This window comes from Geothrix sp. (assembly GCF_030219325.1).
Classification (GTDB): domain Bacteria; phylum Acidobacteriota; class Holophagae; order Holophagales; family Holophagaceae; genus Geothrix.
The window spans coordinates 1611759-1631402 of record NZ_CP126625.1 but is presented as its reverse complement, the minus strand read 5'-3'; the positions used below and the strand labels follow the sequence as shown (position 1 = coordinate 1631402).

At 68.2% G+C, this 19644-nt stretch carries 16 protein-coding genes; 8 read left to right on the top strand and 8 right to left on the bottom strand.

Annotated features, from left to right (window positions below; all coding sequences use genetic code 11):
- Positions 1-121 precede the first annotated feature (121 nt).
- The 5 genes from QOZ81_RS07340 to mqnE all read left to right on the top strand — a co-directional run bounded on the left by QOZ81_RS07340 (position 122) and on the right by mqnE (position 5203).
- The gene (locus tag QOZ81_RS07340) at positions 122-784 is read left to right on the top strand and encodes a 3-oxoacid CoA-transferase subunit B (RefSeq protein WP_291199348.1); all 663 of its coding nucleotides are present in this window, start codon (positions 122-124) and stop codon (positions 782-784) included.
- Positions 785-791: 7 nt separating this feature from the next.
- Positions 792-1148: a hypothetical protein gene (locus tag QOZ81_RS07335; RefSeq protein ID WP_291199350.1), complete on the top strand. Its 357-nt coding sequence runs from the start codon at positions 792-794 to the stop codon at positions 1146-1148.
- The gene (locus tag QOZ81_RS07330; protein WP_291199352.1) at positions 1148-2182 is read left to right on the top strand and encodes a quinone-dependent dihydroorotate dehydrogenase; all 1035 of its coding nucleotides are present in this window, start codon (positions 1148-1150) and stop codon (positions 2180-2182) included. Before QOZ81_RS07335 ends, QOZ81_RS07330 begins: the two co-directional genes overlap by 1 nt.
- Positions 2183-2336: 154 nt before the next feature.
- On the top strand, positions 2337-3989 hold the full coding sequence (locus QOZ81_RS07325) for a sensor histidine kinase (RefSeq protein ID WP_291199354.1): 1653 nt from the start codon (positions 2337-2339) through the stop codon (positions 3987-3989).
- A gap of 86 nt (positions 3990-4075) precedes the next feature.
- Positions 4076-5203: an aminofutalosine synthase MqnE gene (gene mqnE / locus QOZ81_RS07320; protein ID WP_291199356.1), complete on the top strand. Its 1128-nt coding sequence runs from the start codon at positions 4076-4078 to the stop codon at positions 5201-5203.
- Here the strand turns inward: mqnE and QOZ81_RS07315 are convergent.
- A complete protein-coding gene (locus QOZ81_RS07315; protein ID WP_291199358.1) occupies positions 5200-6366 on the bottom strand; it encodes a phospholipase D-like domain-containing protein in 1167 nt (388 codons plus the stop codon). The genes mqnE and QOZ81_RS07315 overlap by 4 nt on opposite strands.
- Positions 6367-6431: 65 nt before the next feature.
- Here QOZ81_RS07315 and QOZ81_RS07310 point away from each other — a divergent pair, with 65 nt between their 5' ends.
- Positions 6432-6989: a 5-formyltetrahydrofolate cyclo-ligase gene (locus QOZ81_RS07310; RefSeq protein ID WP_291199361.1), complete on the top strand. Its 558-nt coding sequence runs from the start codon at positions 6432-6434 to the stop codon at positions 6987-6989.
- 9 nt (positions 6990-6998) lie between these two features.
- On the opposite strand, the gene QOZ81_RS07305 is transcribed toward QOZ81_RS07310, so the two are convergent.
- Both QOZ81_RS07305 and QOZ81_RS07300 read right to left on the bottom strand, forming a co-directional pair.
- Positions 6999-9101, bottom strand: coding sequence for an FHA domain-containing protein (locus QOZ81_RS07305; protein WP_291199364.1), 2103 nt, complete (start codon positions 9099-9101; stop codon positions 6999-7001).
- Between the two features lie 46 nt (positions 9102-9147).
- Positions 9148-9447 carry a YhbY family RNA-binding protein gene (locus QOZ81_RS07300; protein ID WP_291199367.1) on the bottom strand — a complete coding sequence of 100 codons (300 nt, stop codon included), beginning with the start codon at positions 9445-9447 and terminating at the stop codon, positions 9148-9150.
- A gap of 46 nt (positions 9448-9493) precedes the next feature.
- On the opposite strand from QOZ81_RS07300, the gene QOZ81_RS07295 reads away from it, so the two are divergent.
- A complete protein-coding gene (locus tag QOZ81_RS07295) occupies positions 9494-10876 on the top strand; it encodes an IgA Peptidase M64 (protein ID WP_291199371.1) in 1383 nt (460 codons plus the stop codon).
- Between the two features lie 24 nt (positions 10877-10900).
- Here QOZ81_RS07295 and QOZ81_RS07290 read toward each other — a convergent pair whose 3' ends face one another.
- From QOZ81_RS07290 to QOZ81_RS07275, 4 genes are all read right to left on the bottom strand, one after another.
- Positions 10901-12631: a DUF418 domain-containing protein gene (locus tag QOZ81_RS07290; RefSeq protein WP_291199374.1), complete on the bottom strand. Its 1731-nt coding sequence runs from the start codon at positions 12629-12631 to the stop codon at positions 10901-10903.
- 151 nt (positions 12632-12782) lie between these two features.
- On the bottom strand, positions 12783-15152 hold the full coding sequence (locus QOZ81_RS07285; protein WP_291199377.1) for a penicillin acylase family protein: 2370 nt from the start codon (positions 15150-15152) through the stop codon (positions 12783-12785).
- A 65-nt stretch (positions 15153-15217) separates the two neighbouring features.
- Positions 15218-15583, bottom strand: a complete 366-nt coding sequence (locus QOZ81_RS07280) for a hypothetical protein (protein WP_291199380.1) — start codon at positions 15581-15583, stop codon at positions 15218-15220.
- 72 nt (positions 15584-15655) lie between these two features.
- The gene (locus QOZ81_RS07275; RefSeq protein ID WP_291199383.1) at positions 15656-16663 is read right to left on the bottom strand and encodes a hypothetical protein; all 1008 of its coding nucleotides are present in this window, start codon (positions 16661-16663) and stop codon (positions 15656-15658) included.
- Between the two features lie 165 nt (positions 16664-16828).
- Between QOZ81_RS07275 and QOZ81_RS07270 the strand changes: the two genes are divergently transcribed.
- Complete coding sequence (locus QOZ81_RS07270; protein ID WP_291199386.1) at positions 16829-17533, top strand: alpha/beta hydrolase family protein; 705 nt, start codon at positions 16829-16831, stop codon at positions 17531-17533.
- 37 nt (positions 17534-17570) lie between these two features.
- On the opposite strand, the gene uvrB is transcribed toward QOZ81_RS07270, so the two are convergent.
- Positions 17571-19610: an excinuclease ABC subunit UvrB gene (uvrB, locus tag QOZ81_RS07265; RefSeq protein WP_291199389.1), complete on the bottom strand. Its 2040-nt coding sequence runs from the start codon at positions 19608-19610 to the stop codon at positions 17571-17573.
- Between the last annotated feature and the right edge of the window lie 34 nt (positions 19611-19644).

Here is a 19644-nt window from a genome sequence, read left to right as displayed (position 1 = left end):
TCCCGCCATGCTGCCTGCTCCATCCGGAGGCGTCCCCCCGCGAGGGGCGAAGCGCGCGGGATGCGGGGCGAACGGGGGGCCTCCGGCCTGCGCTATCCTGGAACTCCCTGACGAGGTCCGAATGGCGCTGTCCCGAGATCAGCTGGTCCGCCGCGCGGCGCAGGAACTGCGCGACGGCTTCTACGTGAACCTGGGCATCGGCATCCCCACCCTCATCGCCAACGCCATCCCCGCGGGGATGGACGTGATCCTGCAGAGCGAGAACGGCCTGCTGGGCATCGGCCCCTTCCCCACGGACGAAGAGGTGGATCCGGACCTCATCAACGCGGGCAAGCAGACCGTCACCGCGGCGCCCGGGGCCAGCTTCTTCAGCAGCGCCGACAGCTTCGGCATGATCCGCGGGGGCAAGATCGACCTGTGCTTCCTGGGCGCCATGCAGGTGGACATGGAGGGCAACCTCGCCAACTGGATGATCCCCGGCAAGATGGTGAAGGGCATGGGCGGCGCCATGGACCTGGTCGCCGCCGCCAAGCGCGTGGTGGTGGTCATGGAGCACACCAACAAGGACGGCGAGTTCAAGATCCTGCGCGAGTGCAACCTGCCCCTCACGGGCCAGCGCTGCGTGCACCGCATCATCACGGACCTGGCCGTCATCGACGTGGTGCCGGGCCGCGAGGGCCTGCGGCTGGTGGAGGTGGCACCGGGCGTGACCCGCGAAGACGTCCAGGCCAGGACGGAACCCCCGCTGGTGATGGACCGCGTGACCGAGATGGTGGGGGTCTGAGGGTGCCATGCTGATCCGAACGCTGTCCGCCGCCTCTCTTCTGCTGGCCTTCGCCTGCACTGCTCCCGGGACCACCGTGCCGCCCAAGCCCGCCGAACCCTTCGTCGCCAGGCTGGCCCTCCGTCCCGTGGCCGTGAGCCTCGCCCGCGGCGCCACCCAGGGTTTCCAGGCGGAGATCAACTACCCCGAGGGCATGCGCTACCTGCGGCAGCCCGTCGGTTGGCGCGTGGTGGAGCCCGAAGGCGGCACCATCACCGCCACCGGCCTCTACACAGCCCCCGAGGTGCCCGGCACCTTCCACGTGGAAGTGCGGCGCGAGGATTTCCCGGGAGTCACCGCCACGGCCACCGTGACGGTGAAGTGATGGATCTGTACGGCGCCCTGCGCCCGCTGATCTTCCGCCTCGATCCCGAAACCGCCCACAACCTGGCCTTCTGGCTGGGCGCCCGGGCCGCAGCCTGGCCCAACCTGCCCGAGCCGGATCACGCTCCGGCCCTGCGCAGGAACGTCCTCGGCCTGGACTTCCCCACGCCTCTGGGCCTGGCCGCCGGCCTGGACAAGGGCGCCACCCTGCTGCCGCTGTGGAAGTCCCTGGGCTTCGGCCACGTGGAGATCGGCACGGTGACGCCGCGGCCCCAGCCAGGGAATCCGAGGCCCCGCCTGTTCCGCTTTCCCGAGGCGGGCCTGATCCTCAACCGCATGGGCTTCAACAGCGAGGGCGCCGAGGTCGTCGCGACCCGGCTGCGGCGCCGCCCCGCGGGCCTCATCGTCGGCGGCAACCTCGGCAAGAACAAGGAGACGCCCGAGGCCGCCGCCCTGGACGACTACCGCGCCGCCTATCGCCTCATCGCCCCGCAGGTGGACTACACGGCCCTGAACGTGAGCAGCCCGAACACGCCGGGCCTGCGAAACCTGCAGGCGCCCGAGGCCCTCAAGCCCCTGCTGGCGGGCATGCTGGACCTGCGCAAGGAGATGGGCCTGGAGCGCCAGCCCCTGCTGCTGAAACTGGCCCCGGACCTGGCCACCGAGGACCTCGACGCCATCGTGGAGGTGGCCGTGGCCTCGGGCATCTCGGGCCTCATCGCCACCAACACGACCCTGGATCGGGGTGTGGTGGCGGAATCTCTGCGGCCCCTCGTGGAGTCCAAGGGCGCCGGCGGACTCAGTGGCGTCCCGCTCAAGCCCAAGGCCCGCGAGGTGCGCCGCCGGATCCTCGCGGCCCTGCGCGGACGCATGCCCCTGGTGGCCTGCGGCGGCCTGGGCTCCGCCGAGGACGTGCGCGGCGCCCTGGACGATGGCGCTGCCCTGGCCCAGGTGTACAGCGCCCTGATCTTCGAGGGACCGGCCCTGGTGGACCGCATCCACGCCGGCCTGATCCGGAGCGCCATCAGCCGCTGACCCTTCACGGGCCCTCCCTGCGGATCCTGCCTTTCCCTCCCAACCGCACCCTATACTGGCTCCCATGACGGCAAGCAAGGCGCAAGGCACCCTCCTCGAATGGCGAAGAACCATTCTGGGATCCGCGATCGGAGCCTCCCTGCTCCTCGGTGCGGTGGGCCAATTCGGGCTTTCCGGCAATGCCCGGACCGTCCTCTTCCAGACCTGCCTGGTGGTCCTCTCCATCCTGGCCCTCACCCTGTCCGCCCTGCGCGCCAGGAGAGGGGGGCACGAAGCCCTGGGCTGGAGGCTGCTGTCGCTTTCCCTGCTCAGCAACACGCTCATCCAGGCGGTCCGGATCCTCAGCTTCACCGGCCATCCCCTGCCCAAGGTGATGCAGAACGTGTCCATCCTCCTGCAGGTGGTCGGGTCGCTCCTCCTCTTCTGGACCCTGCTGAGCTGGCACCTGTCCCCCAAGACGCGCTTCGATCGCATCCGCCACGGCCTGGATGGCCTCCTGTTCGCCATCGCGGTCTTCTTCATCCTGTGGGGGCTGGTGCTGGGGCCGGTCTTCCTGGGTGACCGGTTCCCGATCGCGGACCGTTTCATCTGGCTGACGACCTTTCTCGTCTATGACCTGCTGCTCGGCCTGGCCGTGTTCTTCGGCCTCACCGATCCCTCCCGCTTCCGGGGCCCCCTGGGCTGGCTGGCGGTGGCCTTCCTCCTGGCCGCCCTGCACAACTTCAAGTGGCTGCTGGATGTGCTTTCCGGGAACCCCGTGTTCCATTTCCCCGCAGGACCCTTCATCTTCCTCATTCCCCTGGTCTACCTCGGTGCAGTTCTGTCGCCCGCGCCAGTGGGCCCCGCCACGCGGCCCCCGGATCAGGCACCGGCGGTCCACATCCTGCCCTATGTCCCGGTCCTGGGAGCGACGGTGCTGGGCATCTGGCTCCTGGTCACCGGAACGGGCCCCGGGCACCGGCTCGTCCTGGTCTGGCTCGCCCTTGGCCTCGTCCTGGTCCTGCTCATCCGGCAATACCTGGCGCTCAAGGATTTCCTCACCCTCTCCCAGCAGCTCGAGAGCCGGGTCGCCGAGCGGACCCGAGCCCTGGAGCAGGCCCAGGCCCTGCTCCTGCGCACGGAGCGCATGAACTCGCTCGCCACGCTCGGCGCAGGGCTGGCCCACGACATGAACAACATGTTGAGCGCCATCCAGAGCCGGGCGGAGCTCGTCATCATGGACCTGGATGAGGGCAAACTTCCGAACCGCAAGGACATGCTCCGGGTCCAGGAGGCCACCCAGCTGGCGGCTGCCCTGAGCGGCCGGTTGATGGCCCTGGGCCGCCAGGACTCCGAACCCCCGCGCCTCCTGGATCTGGGCGAGGAACTGCGGGCGATCCAGCCCCTGCTCCAGGTGCTGCTGCCCCGGGGCCTGACCCTCCGCCTGGACGGCTCCGGCCCCATGCCCTTCCATGGCACACGCGGCATGCTGGAGCAGATCCTGGTGAACCTCGTCGGCAATGCCCGGGACGCCATGCCCTCCGGGGGCGTCATCATGCTTAGGGGCCGTGCTCCCAGCCCCGAGGAGGGCCCGGTGGGTCCCCTCCTCGAGATCGAGGACACCGGCACCGGCATCCCCGAGGAGTTGCAGGCCCAGGTATTCAAGCCCTTCTTCACCACCAAGGCCCCCGGCATCGGAACCGGGCTTGGCCTCGCCTCCGTGAAATCCCTGCTGGAGAAGGCCGGAGGCTCCATCCGGTTCGTCAGCCGCGCCGGCCGGGGAACCACCTTCCAGGTCCGGCTGCCCTATGCCGCCGAGGACACCTGACGTCCCGGAGCTGGCGGGCAAGTGCTGGTTTCCGACGACTTCTGGTGGCCCTTCCGGGGGCGTTACACTGGTGGACCGAGGTATCGATGTTGTCACTGCAATCGAGGATCCGCGACCCGCGCCTGCTGCCCCTGGCGGACAAGGTGCTACGCGGCGAACGCCTGAGCTTCGAGGACGGCCTGCTGCTCTATGAGACGCCCGACCTCAACGGCGTGGGCGCCATGGCCCACCAGGTACGGCTCCGGAAGCATGGCCACGCCGCCTACTACGTGGTGAGCCGCCGCCTCTCGTACACGAACGTCTGCTACACCCACTGCCAGTTCTGCGCCTTCCAGGCCAAGCCCGGCGATCCCCGGGCCTATTCCCTGTCGGCCGAGGACATCATCAGGGAGCTGGAAAAGCCAGAGAACGCAGGGGTCCGCGAGCTGCACATGACCTCGGGGCACAACCCCAAGCTGAAGGTCGACTACTTCGTGGATCTGTTCACGAAGATCAAGACCCGCTTCCCGACCATCCACCTCAAGGTCTTCACCATGATCGAGATGGACTACTATGCCCGGATCTCCGGCCTCAGCACCGACGCCTTCCTGGACCGCTGCATGGCCGCGGGCCTGGAGAGCTGCCCCGGCGGCGGCGCGGAGATCTTCGACGAAGCGCTGCGCGAGAAGATCTGCATCGGCAAGAAGGACGCCCAGGTCTGGCTGGATACTGCGGCCATCTGCCATCGCAAGGGGCTGCCCACCAACTGCACCATGCTCTACGGCCACATCGAAGAGGCGAAGCACCGGGTGGACCACCTGCTCCGCCTGCGCAAGCTGCAGGATGAATCCCTGGCCGCGGGCTACACGGGCTTTCTCGCCTACATCCCCCTGGCCTACCAGAACGAGGACAACGAGCTGAGCGCCACGCACGTGATCCACGAGACCACGGGCACGCAGGACCTGCGGGAGATCGCCGTGGCCCGCCTGCTGCTCGACAACATCCCGCACATCAAGGCCTACTGGGTGATGATCTCGCCGGGTCTCGCGCAGGCGGGCCTGAGCTACGGCGCCGACGACCTGGACGGCACCGTCATCGCCGAGGAGATCGCCCACCTGGCCGGCGCCAAGAGCCCCCAGGGCCTGCAGCAGGACGAGCTGGTCCGCCTCATCCGCGAGGCCGGCTTCGAGGCCCTGGAGCGGGACAACCTCTACAACGTCTACGCCGCGGTCTAATCCACCTTGCGCCTTTCGTAGACCTTGGCAGGGTCGAGCGCGAAGGCGTACCGACTGCCCCACAAGCGTTCGAAGATGCCCGTTGCCTGGGCCGCCAGGGGCGAGTCGCGGAAGATCAGCTCGATGTTGCGCGACTCCGTGAAGTAGCTCTCCTCCCAGTTGCTGGTGCCCAGGGCCAGATGGGCCTCGTCCACCACCAGGTATTTGCTGTGGACGGTGCGGGAGAAGGGGATGTGCCCTTCCTTGGCTTCCGGAATGGACGCCACCTTCACTTCCAGGTTCGGGATGAGTGCCAGGGCCTTCAGGTGTGGCAGGGCCCGGCCCCCCAGCACCCAATCCGATACCAGCAGCTTCACCTTCACGCCCCGTACCGCCGCGGCGCGCAGGGCGTTGTCCAGCCTCGGCCAATAGTGGTCCTGCCCCGAGATGGGCGAGTAGGTGAGCAGCTGCACGCGCACGGTCTGCTTCGCCTGCTCCAGGAGGTCCACCAGGGCCTCGATGGAGGGCCGGACGTCCCTGGGCGTCAGGAAGGGAGGGCTGGCCACCAGCTCCACCTGCGAGCGCGCGGACATGGGTGGTTGGGGTGGAAAGTCAGGCAGCTTGCGACCCTCCACGAAGGCCCAGTCGAGGGTGAAGAGCCTCGCGAGCCTGGAGACGATCACGGGCTCGGTGGTGCGCACACCCAGCTCGTGGATGTGCTCCAGGGCCCGCCAGTCGAAGTTCTGGCTGCCCAGGAAGGCTTCGCGACCATCCACCACGAAGTACTTGGCGTGGAGGATGCCCTTCGAGACACCCGTCAGATCGAAGGCGCGCACGTCGGCCCCGGGAATGCGCCTGAGCCGCGCCACGGAGACCGGATCCTGGTCGAGCATCTTCGACGAAAGCAGGAAGCGCACCTTCACGCCCCTGGCGCCAGCCTTCTCCAGTTCGGACAGCACCGGCTCCAGGGCACTCCCCGGTCGGCTGGTGACGTAGAATTCCGCGGCGTCGATCGATGCCTTCGCCCCCTGGATCATCTCCACCCACACATCCTTGGCGAAGGGCAGCTCGGGGTCCGCAAGGTCAGTCTCCGCTGGGATGGACTGCACCAGGCGGGTGACCGGGGATTGGGCGCCGAGGCTCGCGCAGGCCATCAGGATCAGCAGCGGGAAACGCAGGTTCATGGGGTCACTCCACCCGCGAGGATACTCCGTTGACGCCACCCCGCCTCCCCTGTTGATCTGATCGCATGGACACCAAGGCCGAGTTCCGCGCCCACCTGAAGGCCCGCCGGGATGCGCTACCCGCACCCACCCGCGAGGCGTCGTCGACGGCCATCGGCACCCATCTCGACCGCCTCTGCCGGGACCGCCACTACACCCGCATCGGCGCCTTCTGGCCCTTCGGCTCGGAGGTGGACCTGCGTCCAGCCATTGCCGCCCACCCGGCCTGGCTCTGGTTCTTCCCCAGGGTGGCCTCGACCCATCCCCCCCGATTGGCCTGGGGCACCGAGCCCCTGGAAAAGGGCCAGTGGGGACTCATGGAGCCCGCCCTGGCACAGCACTTCCTCCCGCCGGTGCAGGTGCTGCTGGTGCCCGGCCTCGCCTTCGACGAGGAGGGCTACCGCATCGGCTACGGCCGGGGCTTCTACGATGCCCTGCTGGCGAAGCTCCCGGAAGATGTGCTCACCGTGGGCCTGGGTTTTGAAACCCAGATGCACCTGCCCGTACCCGTAGAGCCCCACGACTGGCCCGTCCAGGCCCTCCTGAGCGAGCGTGGTCTTCGTTTCCTGAGGCCTGAAGCCTGAAGCCTTCCTTCAGCCCAGCTTCAGGATGCTCGAGCCGTCCGCATAGTCCTCGGTCGGCGTCTCGCGCATCTTCTGGAGCACCTGGACCAGGGCCCGGATGCGGTCCACCATCTCGCCGATCTTGCCGAGCTTGACCTCCTCGGGGTACTTCCGCTGCAGCATCTCCACCTGCATCGAGATGATCGCCAGGGGATTGTTGATCTCGTGCTTGAGCGTGCCGGCCATCTGCCGGAAGGAATCCAGCCGCTCGGCCGCCAGGGCCCGCTGCTGCAGCTCCGTGTGGCCGCGCAGCACCTGAAGGCGGTGGTGGAGCGCCTCCCAGCGGAAGCCCTCGGCCAGCCAGTCCGTGGCGCCGGCCTCGATGAGCCGGGGCGTCTCCTCCTCCGTGGAGCGCACCACCAGGATGGGCGTGGTGGCGAAGGAGGGGTGGTGGCGATAGGCGCGGATGCAGCCTTCCAGGTCCTTGGTGCCGCGGGCATCCACCACCAGGAAGCGGAACTTGGGAACCGGCGGCGGCGGCGGTTCCTGCTCCAGGGGGTGCAGCCACAAGTTGCCCGCCTCGGCCACGGTCTGGAAGAGCCCCAGCAGGTCGAGTTCGTCGCTCACCAGCCCCAGCAGGGGGCGGGCGGGCTCCTCGGGCATGGCGTCCGGGCCTTCCGGCAGGAACAGGTCCAGGGCCTGGTCCGCCCAGTGCCACCGCACGCCGGCATCCTGCAGCATCCGCTGGGTCCAGGGATCCGGTATGGGCGCATGCAGGCCCGCGGGGAGGCTCAGACGCAGGATCCGGAAGCTGCGCTCCTGGTCCCAGCGGGTGGAGACCACGGTCCCCGCTGCCAGCTGCATGAGCATGGGTTCGACCAGCCCGGCCAGCGCCACCACGAGGGGGCCGCCGGACATCCAGATCGATGCAGAGGGCACCTCCGCCACACACAGGCGGGCCTTGCGGAGGTTCAGCAGGGACTCCCAGCGGATGACCAGTTCGTCCTGGAGGGCCGCCAGGGTCAGGGGATGGCCCGCCAGCGGAGCATGGTCGGGCATGTCCTCCCGGCTTCCGGAATCGAGCAGCGCCGTCAGCTGGTCCAGCTGCGTGCGGATGGCGGCCCCAGCCGCGTGCGGCAGGTCTTCCGCCCAGCTCTGCAGCCTGCGGATCGGGGCTGCCATGGCCGCCAGCAGCTCACCATGACGGTCCGCCTCGCGCTGGAACCCGGTTCGCAGCCGCAGGAGCTCACCCTGCTGCTCGGCCTGGCTCAGGGCCCGCCGGTTGAGCGTGGCCTGGCGGAGGGCCATGGAACCCAGGCGCACGAAGGCCTGGAACACGGCCAGATCGAAGCGGCTGAAGGGACGGCCCTCGGACTCCCGGTCCAGGTACAGAGCTCCATGGATGTCGCCCTCGTCCTCCATGGGCGCGCAGAGCAGCGAGCCCCGGTGCAATTCCACGAGGCTCATGCCGCCGAAGCGGGGATCGCCGAGGGGACTGTTGGACAACACCGCCGTGTGTTCCCGCGCCACGTAGTCCAGGACCGACCGTGAGAGGCCGATGCCCTCCTGCACGTCACCCACCCGGTGGGCCGTGCGCCACCCGCCTTCCTTGGCCGTCATGACCAGGAAGCCCCGGTCCCCGTGCAGCAGATGCAGCGATTCCTCCAGCAGGCCCTTGACCATGGCGTCCGAGTCGACCTGGCGCAGGAGCTTCTCCGTGGACCGCTGCAGCAGTTCCATGCAGCGGATCAGCACCATCGCCTGGGCCGGTTCGGGCCTGACCTCATAGAAGAGGTCTCCGACCCGCTCTGCGAAGGTGATCCCGTCCAGTCCCGGGAAACCCTCCGTGAAGGTGAGGCGCCAGTCCCCCAGCGCCAGTTCGTCTCCGTCCTGGAGCGCGGTCCCGCTGGGTTGGTTCAGGGGGGCCCCATTCAGGAAGGTGCCATTGAGCGATTCCAGGTCCTTCACCCACCAGATGCCGCCGATGCGGTCGATGCTCGCATGCACCCGGGACACCCCGTTCAGCGTCGGCTGGGCCACCGCACAGGCAAGGGGGTCGCGTCCCAGCTGGCATGCCTCATGAACGGCATGCCGCATGAGCTGAGTCCCCTCCAGCCAGGACAAATACGCCATCGGACCTCCACCCACACCGTTTCGGCAGATGTCGGCTGGTGTTGAATCAGACCGGCAAAGGATACCGCGTGTCGTGGGTCCGGCTGGGCCGGAAGAAGAGCATGGTGTGGCCGATGGTCCAGACATGCTCCAGGCCGGAAACGGAGGCACACAGCGCCTTGGCGGCCGTGTCCTCGTCCTCGAAGCTGTTGGGGTTGATCTTGACCTTCACAAGTTCCAGGCTGTCCACCATCACATCCAGCTCGGCGGCCTGGGCGGGCGTGACGCCCCCCTTCCCCACGTGCATGACGGGTTTGAGCTTGTGGGCCTGGGCTTTGAGAAATTGGCGCTGTTTCGAGGTGAGCATCGGATCTCCGTATCCGACCAGTTTATCCTCGTTGGCGAGGTGCCCCATGATCCGCCCCCTGCTGCTCGCTTTCACCACCCTGGCCTGTCTCGCCGCGCCGCCCCGCACCCTGCGGGTGGACTACGGCCATACCGGAAACGCCGCCGCGGAACGCTTCGGCGTCGACCGGGTCGTGCTGGAACCGCTGCCCTGGCCCGGGGACCTCTCGAAGGCCATCGACACCAGCAACCTCGGGAAGTACTGTTTCGAGGTGGCGGACAAGGCCACCGGCAAGCTGCTCTATTCCCGGGGCTTCGCCAGCATCTACGGTGAGTGGGAAACCACCGACGAGGCCAGGGATCTGAGCCGCAGCTTCAGCGAATCCCTGCGCTTCCCCCGACCCGACGCGCCCGTCCGCATCACCGTGAAGAAGCGGGACGCGCAGAACGCCTTCCAGGCCGTCTGGACCTTCGAGCTCGATCCCAAGGACCCGCTCATCGAGCAGACCCCCGCCCCGGAGGTCGGCGGCCTCATCGCGCTGCAGAAGAGCGGCGACTCCGCCGAGAAGGTGGACTTCCTCATCCTCGGCGATGGGTACACCGCCGCCGAGCGGGGCAAGTTCGAAGCCCAGGCCCGCAGGGTCATGGAGCTGCTCTTCGAACAGACGCCCTTCAAGGAGCACCGGAAGGACTTCAATGTCTGGGCCCTCTGCCCACCCTCAAAGGAGAGCGGCATCTCCCGACCCTCCACCGGCGTCCACAAGCGCACGCCCCTGGGCACCACCTACGACGCCTTCGGCAGCGAGCGCTACGTGCTCACCTTCGACAACCGCGCCTTCCGGGACATTGCCGCCCAGGCGCCCTACGAGTTCGTGGAGATCCTCACGAACTCCGAGACCTATGGCGGCGGCGGCATCCACAACCTCTACAGCACCGCATCCGCGGGCAACAGCACCATCGGGTACCTCTTCGTGCACGAGTTCGGCCACCACTTCGCGGGCCTGGCCGACGAGTACTACACGTCCGACGTGGCCGTCACCAACAGCGCCGCCCGGCCCGAACCCTGGGAACCCAACGCCACGGTGGACCCCAAGCATCCCAAATGGGCGAGCCTGCTGAGCCCCGGCACGCCCCTGCCCACCCCCTGGAAGAAGGATGAGTTCGAGGCCCACAGCCACGCGTACCAGAAGGAGCGCCGCGCCATCCGCGCCGCGAACAAGCCGGAAGCCGAGATGGATGCCCTCTTCGCCCGCGAGAAGGTCTTCGAGACGAAGCTGCTGGGCACCGATGCCCACAGCGGCAAGGTGGGCGCCTTCGAGGGCGCCAACTACGAAGCCAAAGGCTACTTCCGCAGCCAGGAGGACTGCCTCATGTTCACCCGGAACGATGCGGGCTTCTGCGCCGCCTGCCGGGCCGCCATCGAACGGGTGATCCGGCAGTACGCGAAGTAGGCCCTGGGCCCGCGCCGAGGCCGGTCACATCGGCGCCTGGATGGGCCGCAAGGGGCCCTCCGTACCGGCTGGTGCCAGGCGCATGGGTGGGATCTGCCAGTAGGTGATGGCGCGCCAGAGCCATTCCATGGGTCCGAAGCGGAACCGGCCCAGCCACCAGTGGGACCAGGCGATCTGAAGGGAGAACACCATCGCCACGAACACCACCTGCCAGGCGCGACCCATGCCCCACCGGCCGAATCCATGGCCGAAGAAGAACGTGGTGCTGATGACGGACTGCATGAGGTAGTTGGTGAGGGCCATCCGGCCCACCGGGGCCAGAATCCTGATCTTCGAAAAGGCCGTGTCGCTGTGGAGCATCAGCACGAGGGCCCCCACGTAGCCCAGGCAGGCCGGCAGGTTGCCGATCATCTGGAGACCGATGGCCAGCTGGAAGCCGTCCCGCTGGTCACCGGGGGTATGGGAGGTCGCGATGGCGCTGCCCAGGAGCCCCAGCCCCACCCCCACCGGCAGGGCGATCAGGGCCAGCTTCCGGAACAGCGGCAGGTGCCCGCGGGTATCCGTCATCACGCCGGACCGGACGAACCAGGCGCCCAGCAGGAACATGCCGATGACGATGGTGGCGAAGCCCGCCTCGCCCGGGGCGTTCTTGGCGAACTGCGCGGCCCGGAACTTGACGGCCTCCCAGTACCGACCCTTCGCGTGGACCCGGGTCTCCTCCTGGATCTCCGCGCGGAATTCCCTGATCCGCTTGGCACGCTCCACCTCCTCCTCGGCGCGCTTCTCCGCCTCGGACTTCCTGGCCTTCTTCTCCCCGGGCTTCGCGGCGGCCGGCTGCTCCTGCGCCACCGAAGGAGAGGCCACAAGGGGGGGAGGCGGCGGCGTGAAGCGCTGCACCACGCCGAAGACCACCGTCATCAGGAACGGCAGCAGGTAGATCGTCATCCCCAGCCGGCGCATGCGCGCCTCCACAGGCTGGTGGAACCGGGCGGACAGGACGCCCAGGGTCAGAACCGCCAGGCTGATGATGGTCACGGGAATCCGCGGCTCCTTTGGCCCATGGGGCAGCGCCCAGAAGACCCCCGCCGCCACCGCAGCCAGGCCCCCCAGCACCAGGAGGATGAAGGAGAACAGCGGCAGGCTCCGCCCCCGGATGGTCAGGCGCTTCTCCCCGCGCAGGAACAGCGCCACCACGCCCACGTAGGCCAGGCTTCCGGCCACGGCCCAGAGTGGGCTGCACTTGGGGATGAACCCCAGCCCCGTGAAGACCACCAGTCCGCCGATGACGTATTTCCAGTTTCCATAGAGCAGCACGAGGAGGGCCAGGGCGGCCACGGCATAGCTGAAGAGGATGTCCCCGCTCCAGAGGAGGATGTGGTGCGCCGCCCCGAACACCGCCAGGGCCGCGATCCGGCGCAGGTAGGGCCGCACGAAGTTGCGCCCGGCCCGCTCCGCCCGCATCAGCATCACGGCGAAGCCCATGCCGAACAGCAGAGAGAACATCGTCCAGAACTTGCCCTGCACGAACACGTAGATGAGCCGGCTGGCCCACCAGTTCGCCCCGGTCAGTCCCGTGGGCAGTCCCAGGTTCATTTCCCCTGAGGCCCGGTTGAACCACTCGACGTTCATCAGGAAGATCCCGATGAGCGCGAAGCCGCGCACCACGTCGAGGGCCTGGATGCGCTCCTCCTCGCGCAGAGGGGCGAGGGATTCGGCGGGAAGGGTCGGCAGATCCGGTTCGGTCTGGGTGTCCATGGGAGCCTGGGTCAAGGGGCCCGCACGGGGCCATAGCAGAACGACGAAAGGAAGGACGGGGTTGGCGGGTCTACGGCCCAGCTCCTCCCCCGTTTACCAGGGGTAGTGAAGCATGGGCCTGGGAGAGGTCCTGCGCTACCGGTGGCTTGCCTTACTTCGGCAGGATCCAGATGATCCGCTCGGTGGCCCGCTCGACGGCCTTCCGGCTGTACACCAGGGGGAAGTACTGGCCCTTGGACCACGGCCGGAGCAGGTCCTGATAGTGGGGACTGCCGGGATCGCCCGATTGACCCGGGGCATTGGTGGCCATGGAGTTGTCCCAGGACCCCACGTCCATGACCAGGCGCACGGAGGCCCCGGCGGTCAGGTCGAAGGTGCTGTTCCGGAACGAGGCCCTGCCCACGGTCTCGTGGCTGCCGGCAACCGGCAGCACCTCGGGGTTCATTCGCCCCCGTTGGATGGCATCCAGTCTGTCCGACAGAGGGTGCAGGAGGTGGACCCGGTGCAAGCGCCCCCAGGTCCAGGTGTCGGCCTCTGGACCCAGCCGTTCTTCCAACTCCTTCACGGCCTTCGACAGGCTGGACTGCAGCAGGTCCCGCCGGGCGGCCTCGGGATCTTTGCCGAGGCTGGCGTCCGGATGCTCCAGAAGATCCACGATGAGGCCCAGATCGCCGTCTCCGGCCAGCCGCCGGACCCGCTCGGGCAGCACACGGGCCACGACGGCGGGCCGCAGGTGCTTGTGCAGCCAGACTTCAAAGAGGGTGGCCGGTACAGAATCCACGTCCACCCGCCCATCCCAGGCCTTCAAACGGCGAACGGCGTCCGAGAGGCGATCGCCGGCCTCCCTGGATACCGGGTCGAGCAGGCGCACGAGACGCCGGGCCGGAAGGCTGAGGCTGTCGGTCTGCAGGGCCTGCAGGTCCAGCACGGAGACCTTCCGGTCCGCGGATAGCACCTCCCGGATCCGGTCGTACCGGAACAGGTCCCCCCACTCGAAGCCGGGGCGGCGCTCCCGGTAGGGGTAGTCCGGGGGCAGGTTCATCTCATTGGCAGAACCCAGCCAGCCCTGGGCGGGGTTGAACCAGCGAGGCAGCTGGTCGCCATGGCGCCAGCCCTCCCACTCGTAGCGGCCGTCCCCCGGCACCGGCAGGAGGCCGTCCCAGGTGCTTCGCCTGGGGAAGAGCCCACTGGGTGCGAGCCCGATGTTGCCCCGGGTGTCGGCGTAGAGGTAATTGAGCCCCGGCAGGCCGTGCTGGCCCATGACCTCCAGGAAGGCCTTCCAGGTCTGGGCGCGCATGTAGCGGAGGCTGGAGAGGTAGGGCACCATGCCGGGCTCCAGCCAGGCGGCCCGCAGGGCGTAGGCCCGCCGGGCACCGGGATCCTCGAACAACACGGGGCCGTGCCGGGTGAACTTGAGGGTGGCGACCCGCGCCGCCTGCCCCTGCACGGGAATCGACTCGTGGACGACCTTGAAGGGTTCCCAGCCGGAGCCGTACCGGTAGCTCCCGGCGTCGCCCGGCTTCGTCTCGTAGACGTAGAGATCCTCCTGGTCCAGGGCGTGGTAGGTGAGGCCCACGGCAATACGCTGGTTGTGGCCCAGGGAGACGCCGGGCATGGCCGGCTCCCCCGCTCCGATGATGTCCAGGCCCGGTGCCACCAGATGCGCCAGGTAACGCAGGGAGGGGACCTGGTGCTCCCGGTGGGGATCGTTGGCCAGGATGGGCCGTCCGGTGGTGGTGTGCGAACCGGACACCGCGAAGGTGTTGCTGGCGGTGGTGGGCAGGGCGAGGGCCGCTTCGACGGGATCCATTCGCGCCACGGCACGACCCGCCGCGGGGAAGATCGGGTCCGCCTTGGCGAGAACGTAGGGCCGCAGGACTTCCGGGGGGATGGTGCAGAGGTCCAGCCCCTCGGGGACGATGGGCACCCAGGGGGGGGACAGCCGCTTGCGGAAGGCGTCGGCCTCCGGGCCGCCAAGGCAGTAGGTCAGTGCCCGCGCCACTTCCTGGGCCAGGTTCCCGAAGAGTCCGTGCGCGCGGACCCGGACCACGTCTTCAGGGGCCCAGTACGACGGCCTCGCATGCAGGACGTGGAATTCCACGGGAAGGGGCGCCTTCCCCGCCAGGACCAGGCCCACGTAGGCGTTGATGCCCGAGACGAAAGCCTTCACGATGGCGTGCGCCTCGGGGCCATAGGCCTTCCATTCCGCATCCAGGTCGCCGCGGTAGAGGAACAACCGCGCGGCGCGATCCTGCTCCAGGCATTCGGGCCCCAGGTCCCGGGATAACAGACCCAGCCCCCGCTTGCGCCAGAGGTCGATCTGCCACAGCCGGTCCCGGGCCGCATTGAAGCCCTGGGCGAAGAAGGCGTCCTCCCGGCTCTTCGCATAGATGTGCGGCACGCCCCAGCGGTCCAGGCGCAGCTCCACGGGGGCATTCAGACCGGCCACGCGGTGCTGTTCGACGGGCGGTGCCGCCGCCCCGAGGCTGAGGGCCATCAGAACGCAGAGCGGAGATTTCATCGGGGCCCTTCCTTGGTGTCACCCGATTATCCAGGATCCTGGGTTGGAAGCCGGGGTTCCGTGCGTCAATCCGTCCGCAGCATCCGTCTGCACAGCAGGCCGAGGAGTCCGGCGGCGTAGGCCAGCGCGAAACCGAAGGCCGCCGCAAAGACCACTTCGAAGGGCCACAGGTTGTGGGAGGTCGCATCCTTCATCCCGTCCACCACCACCCGGGCCATCACGGCACAGGGCACCGCGGCACCCACGACCAGACCGCCGCGACTCAGCCCGAGCGGCGTCCATCCGGCCACCCAGGCCGCGATGCAGACGAAGGCGAGGCAGCCGAGGATCGACAGCGGGTGGGCCAGGGTGAAGCGGTTGTAGGGCGCCGTCCACCAGGGAAGACCCACGGCCAAGAGCGCCGCAGTGAACCACGCCAGCCAGGGTTTCATGGGCGACTCCGTCCTCCGATCAAAGGATCGCGTCCATTCCCTCACGGGACGGGCCCGGCGGGAACCACCTGATTACTTCGCGGGGGACGCCAGGGCCTTGGCTCGGATCTCCCACAGGAATCCCGCATCCACCCACCAGAGCGTGGTCTGGCCGTTCCCGGGCTGCGTTCGCTCGGCAAGGATGTCGGCCCAACGCAGGGGTTTCCCGTCCAGCCGGGGGAGGGCCCGATTGCTGCCGAAGAACACCACCTTGCCGTCCGGGCTGAGGCTGATGGAGTACTCATCGCCAGCGGCACTGTTCACCGTCGGCCCCAGGTGGACCGGCCCGGTCCAGGTGCCGTCATCCCGGCGGAAGTAGCCGTAGTAGTCGGCTCCACCCAGGGAATCCGAGCGGCCCATCAGCGGCACGAGGATGAAACGGCCATCCGGGTCCACGCGCGGGTTGGCCTGGCGAGGATCTGCATTGAAGGGTGGCGGCAGTTTCTCCGCCACCGTCCAGGCGCCATCCTTCCACGCGGAACGCATCAACCAGCCGCCCTGCCCCTCCTCCTGGAGGAAGTGCAGCACGCCCTCCCGGGTGATGGAGGGGTAGAAGGCGTTTCCGGTGCCGTTCACCCCGATGGGGAGGCGGCGGGCTTCGGACCATCCCGTACCGGTCCAGTCCATCACCCAGATCCCGAATGGCCCGGGCTTGTCAGCCCTGGGATCGGCCGGGCGATCCGACACGAAGAAGAAGCGCCGCCCGTCCGGGCTGATGCAGGGTTCCAGACAACGCCAGCGCGGATCCCGGGAGAAGGCGGCCACTTCCGGTGCGGTCCAGCGATCCCCCTCCTGGTGGGTCTCGATGATCACGGCCTTGCGGAAACCCGGCAGGAAGAGGCCCACATAGATCTGCGACCCGTCAGGCATCAGCGTGATGTCGCGCGTGGCGAGGCCGCTGTTCAGGACCCCGGGCGCAAAGGGCGCGGCCTCGGACCCCGGCAGGGTCAGCCCCAGGTACGGGCCGGCTTTCGTCTGCCCCGAGAGCCCTGCCCAGAGGCAGATGAACATCACGCCGACCTGAATCGTTCGAAACCACATGGCAGCTCCGGGGGTGGGTTCCAGGTTGCCACTTTCGCGTCCATGGAACGGGGGAATCAGGGACCACCCGTGAGGAAACCGGGGCAACCCCCGGACCCGTGGATGGGTCAACCAGAACCCGGCCCTGCCAAGATCGTCCGCATGTTGCGACTGGAGGCCGGGCCCATGCGTCCCCCGCCACTCCCCATCACCATCCCGGGCCCGCATGGCCCGATCCCGGCCCTGACGCTCGGCGACTGCGCGTCCGCCAAGGCTGCGGTCATCCTCCATTACGGGCTCAGCGGCACCATGGCCGTGCAGTGGCCGGAGGCGGTGCACCTGGCCGGCGCCGGTTATGCCGTGCTGATTCCCGAGGCACCCCATCATGGGCTCCGGGCGGACGGGTTCCTCGATGGCATGGCCGTCGCCACGGCGTCGGAGGCCCGATCCCTGTTCCTCGATCTGGTGGCGGAGAGTGCAGGGGAAACGCGATCCCTGGTGGACCACCTGAGCCGATCCGGAGCCTCCCGGTTCGTGGTCGCCGGGATCTCCATGGGGGGCTTCGCCGCCCTGGCGGCGCCCCAGCGGGACCCCAGGGTTGGCGCCTTGCTGGCCTTCCTGGCGGATCCCCACTGGGATGACCACCCGGAGTCGCCCCACCTCCACCCGGATGCCTGGGAGCGCACGGCCCTGCTCGCGGTCGTGGCGGCTGGGGATGAGGTGGTGCCCCCGGGGCCGATGAAGCGCTTCACCCATGACCTCGCTTCCCGGTTCGGCTCCGCTTCCAGGTTCACCTGCCTGGATTACCAAGGCGGCCACACCATGGACCCGGCCGATTGGGACGAAGCCTGGTCGAAGGCCGCCCTCTGGCTCGAGCGCCACCTGCGCTAGGCGCACCCAAAAAAGAGCCGCAGGGTCCCCTGCCGCCTCAGCTTTCCGGTCCCGTGGCTGCCACACCAGAGATGTCCAGCAGCCGTTCGCGCCGGGCACGCAGGATCCGGTCGCGTAATTCCGCCGCATCCTCAAACTTCATCTGTGACGCCAGCTCCTTCATGCGCTTTTCGAGCTTGGCGACTTCGCGCTCGAAGTGCTTGTCTTCGAGGTAGAGCAGCGGCTCCTCGGCGGCCCTCTCCTCCTTGGTGACGTTGATGAACTCCCGGGCCAGGGCCTCGCCCATGACATCGTCCAGGTTGCGCTTCACGGTTTCGGGGGTGATGCCATGTTCCAGATTGTGGGCCAGCTGCTTGTTGCGGCGCCGCTCGGTCTCGCCGATGGCCTGCTTCATGGAGCCGGTCATGACGTCGGCATAGAGGATGGCCTTCCCCGCGACGTTGCGGGCCGCCCGGCCGATGGTCTGGATGAGGCTGCGGGTGTTGCGGAGGAAGCCCTCCTTGTCGGCGTCCAGGATGGCCACCAGGCTCACTTCGGGCAGGTCCAGTCCCTCCCGCAGGAGGTTGATGCCCACGAGCACGTCGAACACGCCGCGACGCAGGTTCTTCAGCAGCTCCACCCGCTCCAGGGTGTCGATCTCGCTGTGCAGGTACTCGGCCTTCACGCCCAGCTCCTGGTAGTAGGCCGTGAGCTGCTCCGCCAGCTTCTTGGTGAGCACCGTCACCAGCACCCGCTCGTCCCGGGCCACCACCTTCCGGATCTCCTCCAGCAGGTCGTCCACCTGGGTGCCCACGGGCCGCACCTCCACCATCGGGTCCACCAGCCCGGTGGGGCGCACCACCTGCTCCACGAAAGCCCCTCCGCTCTGCTGCAGCTCGTAGTCGCCCGGGGTGGCGGAGACATAAACCACCTGTTTGACCCTGCTCTCAAATTCTTCGAATTTGAGAGGGCGGTTATCGAGCGCTGATGGGAGTCGGAACCCGTAGTCAACGAGGGTCGTCTTCCGGGAGCGGTCCCCGTTGTACATGCCGTGGAGCTGGCCCGTGGCCACGTGGCTCTCGTCCATGAAGACGATGAAGTCCTCGGGGAAGTAGTCCAGCAGCGTGTGCGGCGGCTGGCCCGGCTGGCGGCCGTCCAGGAAGCGGCTGTAGTTCTCGATGCCGCTGCAGACGCCCATCTCCTTCATCATTTCCACGTCGTAGATGACGCGCTGGTGGAGCCGCTGCAGCTCGACGATCTTGCCCTGCGCCCGGAACTCGTTCTCCTGTTCCTCCAGCTCCACCTTGATGTCACGGATGGCGGCCTTGAGCTTCTCCTCGGGGGTCACGTAGTGGGTCTTGGGCCAGATGGTGAGGTCGTCCAGCTTCTCGATCACCACGCCGCGCAGGGGGTCGATCTTGGACAGGCGCTCCACCTCGTCGCCCCACAGCTCGATCCGGTAGGCCACGTCTTCGTAGGCGGGGTAGACCTCCACCACGTCGCCCCGCACTCGGAAGATGCCCGGCTCGAAGCTGAGGTGGTTGCGCTGGTACTGGATGGCCACCAGATCCCGCAGGAGCATGGCCCGGTCGATGGACTGGCCCTGCTTCAGCGTCACGGACAGGTTCAGGTACGAGCTGGGATCGCCCAGGCCGTAGATGCAGCTCACGGAGGCGATCACGATGGTGTCGCGGCGCTCCAGCAGGCATCGGGTGGCGCTGAGGCGGAGCTTCTCCAGCTCCTCGTTGATCTTGGCGTCCTTGTCGATGAACAGGTCCCGCTCGGGCACGTAGGCCTCGGGCTGGTAGTAGTCGTAGTAGCTGACGAAGTACTCGACGGCATTCTCGGGGAAGAACTGCTTGAACTCGCTGAAGAGCTGGGCCGCCAGGGTCTTGTTGGGCGCGAAGATCAGCGCCGGCCGCCCGGCCCGCGCGATGGTGCTGGCCATGGTGTAGGTCTTCCCCGAACCCGTCACCCCCAGCAGGGTCTGGCATCGGTCCCCGCGCTGCAGCCCCTCCACCAGCTGCGCGATGGCCTCCGGCTGGTCACCCGCAGGTGAGTAGGGCGCGACGAGCTTGAAGGGAATCGCCTTGGCCATGGGAGACTAGAAAACCACCAAGGCCCGGGGACAG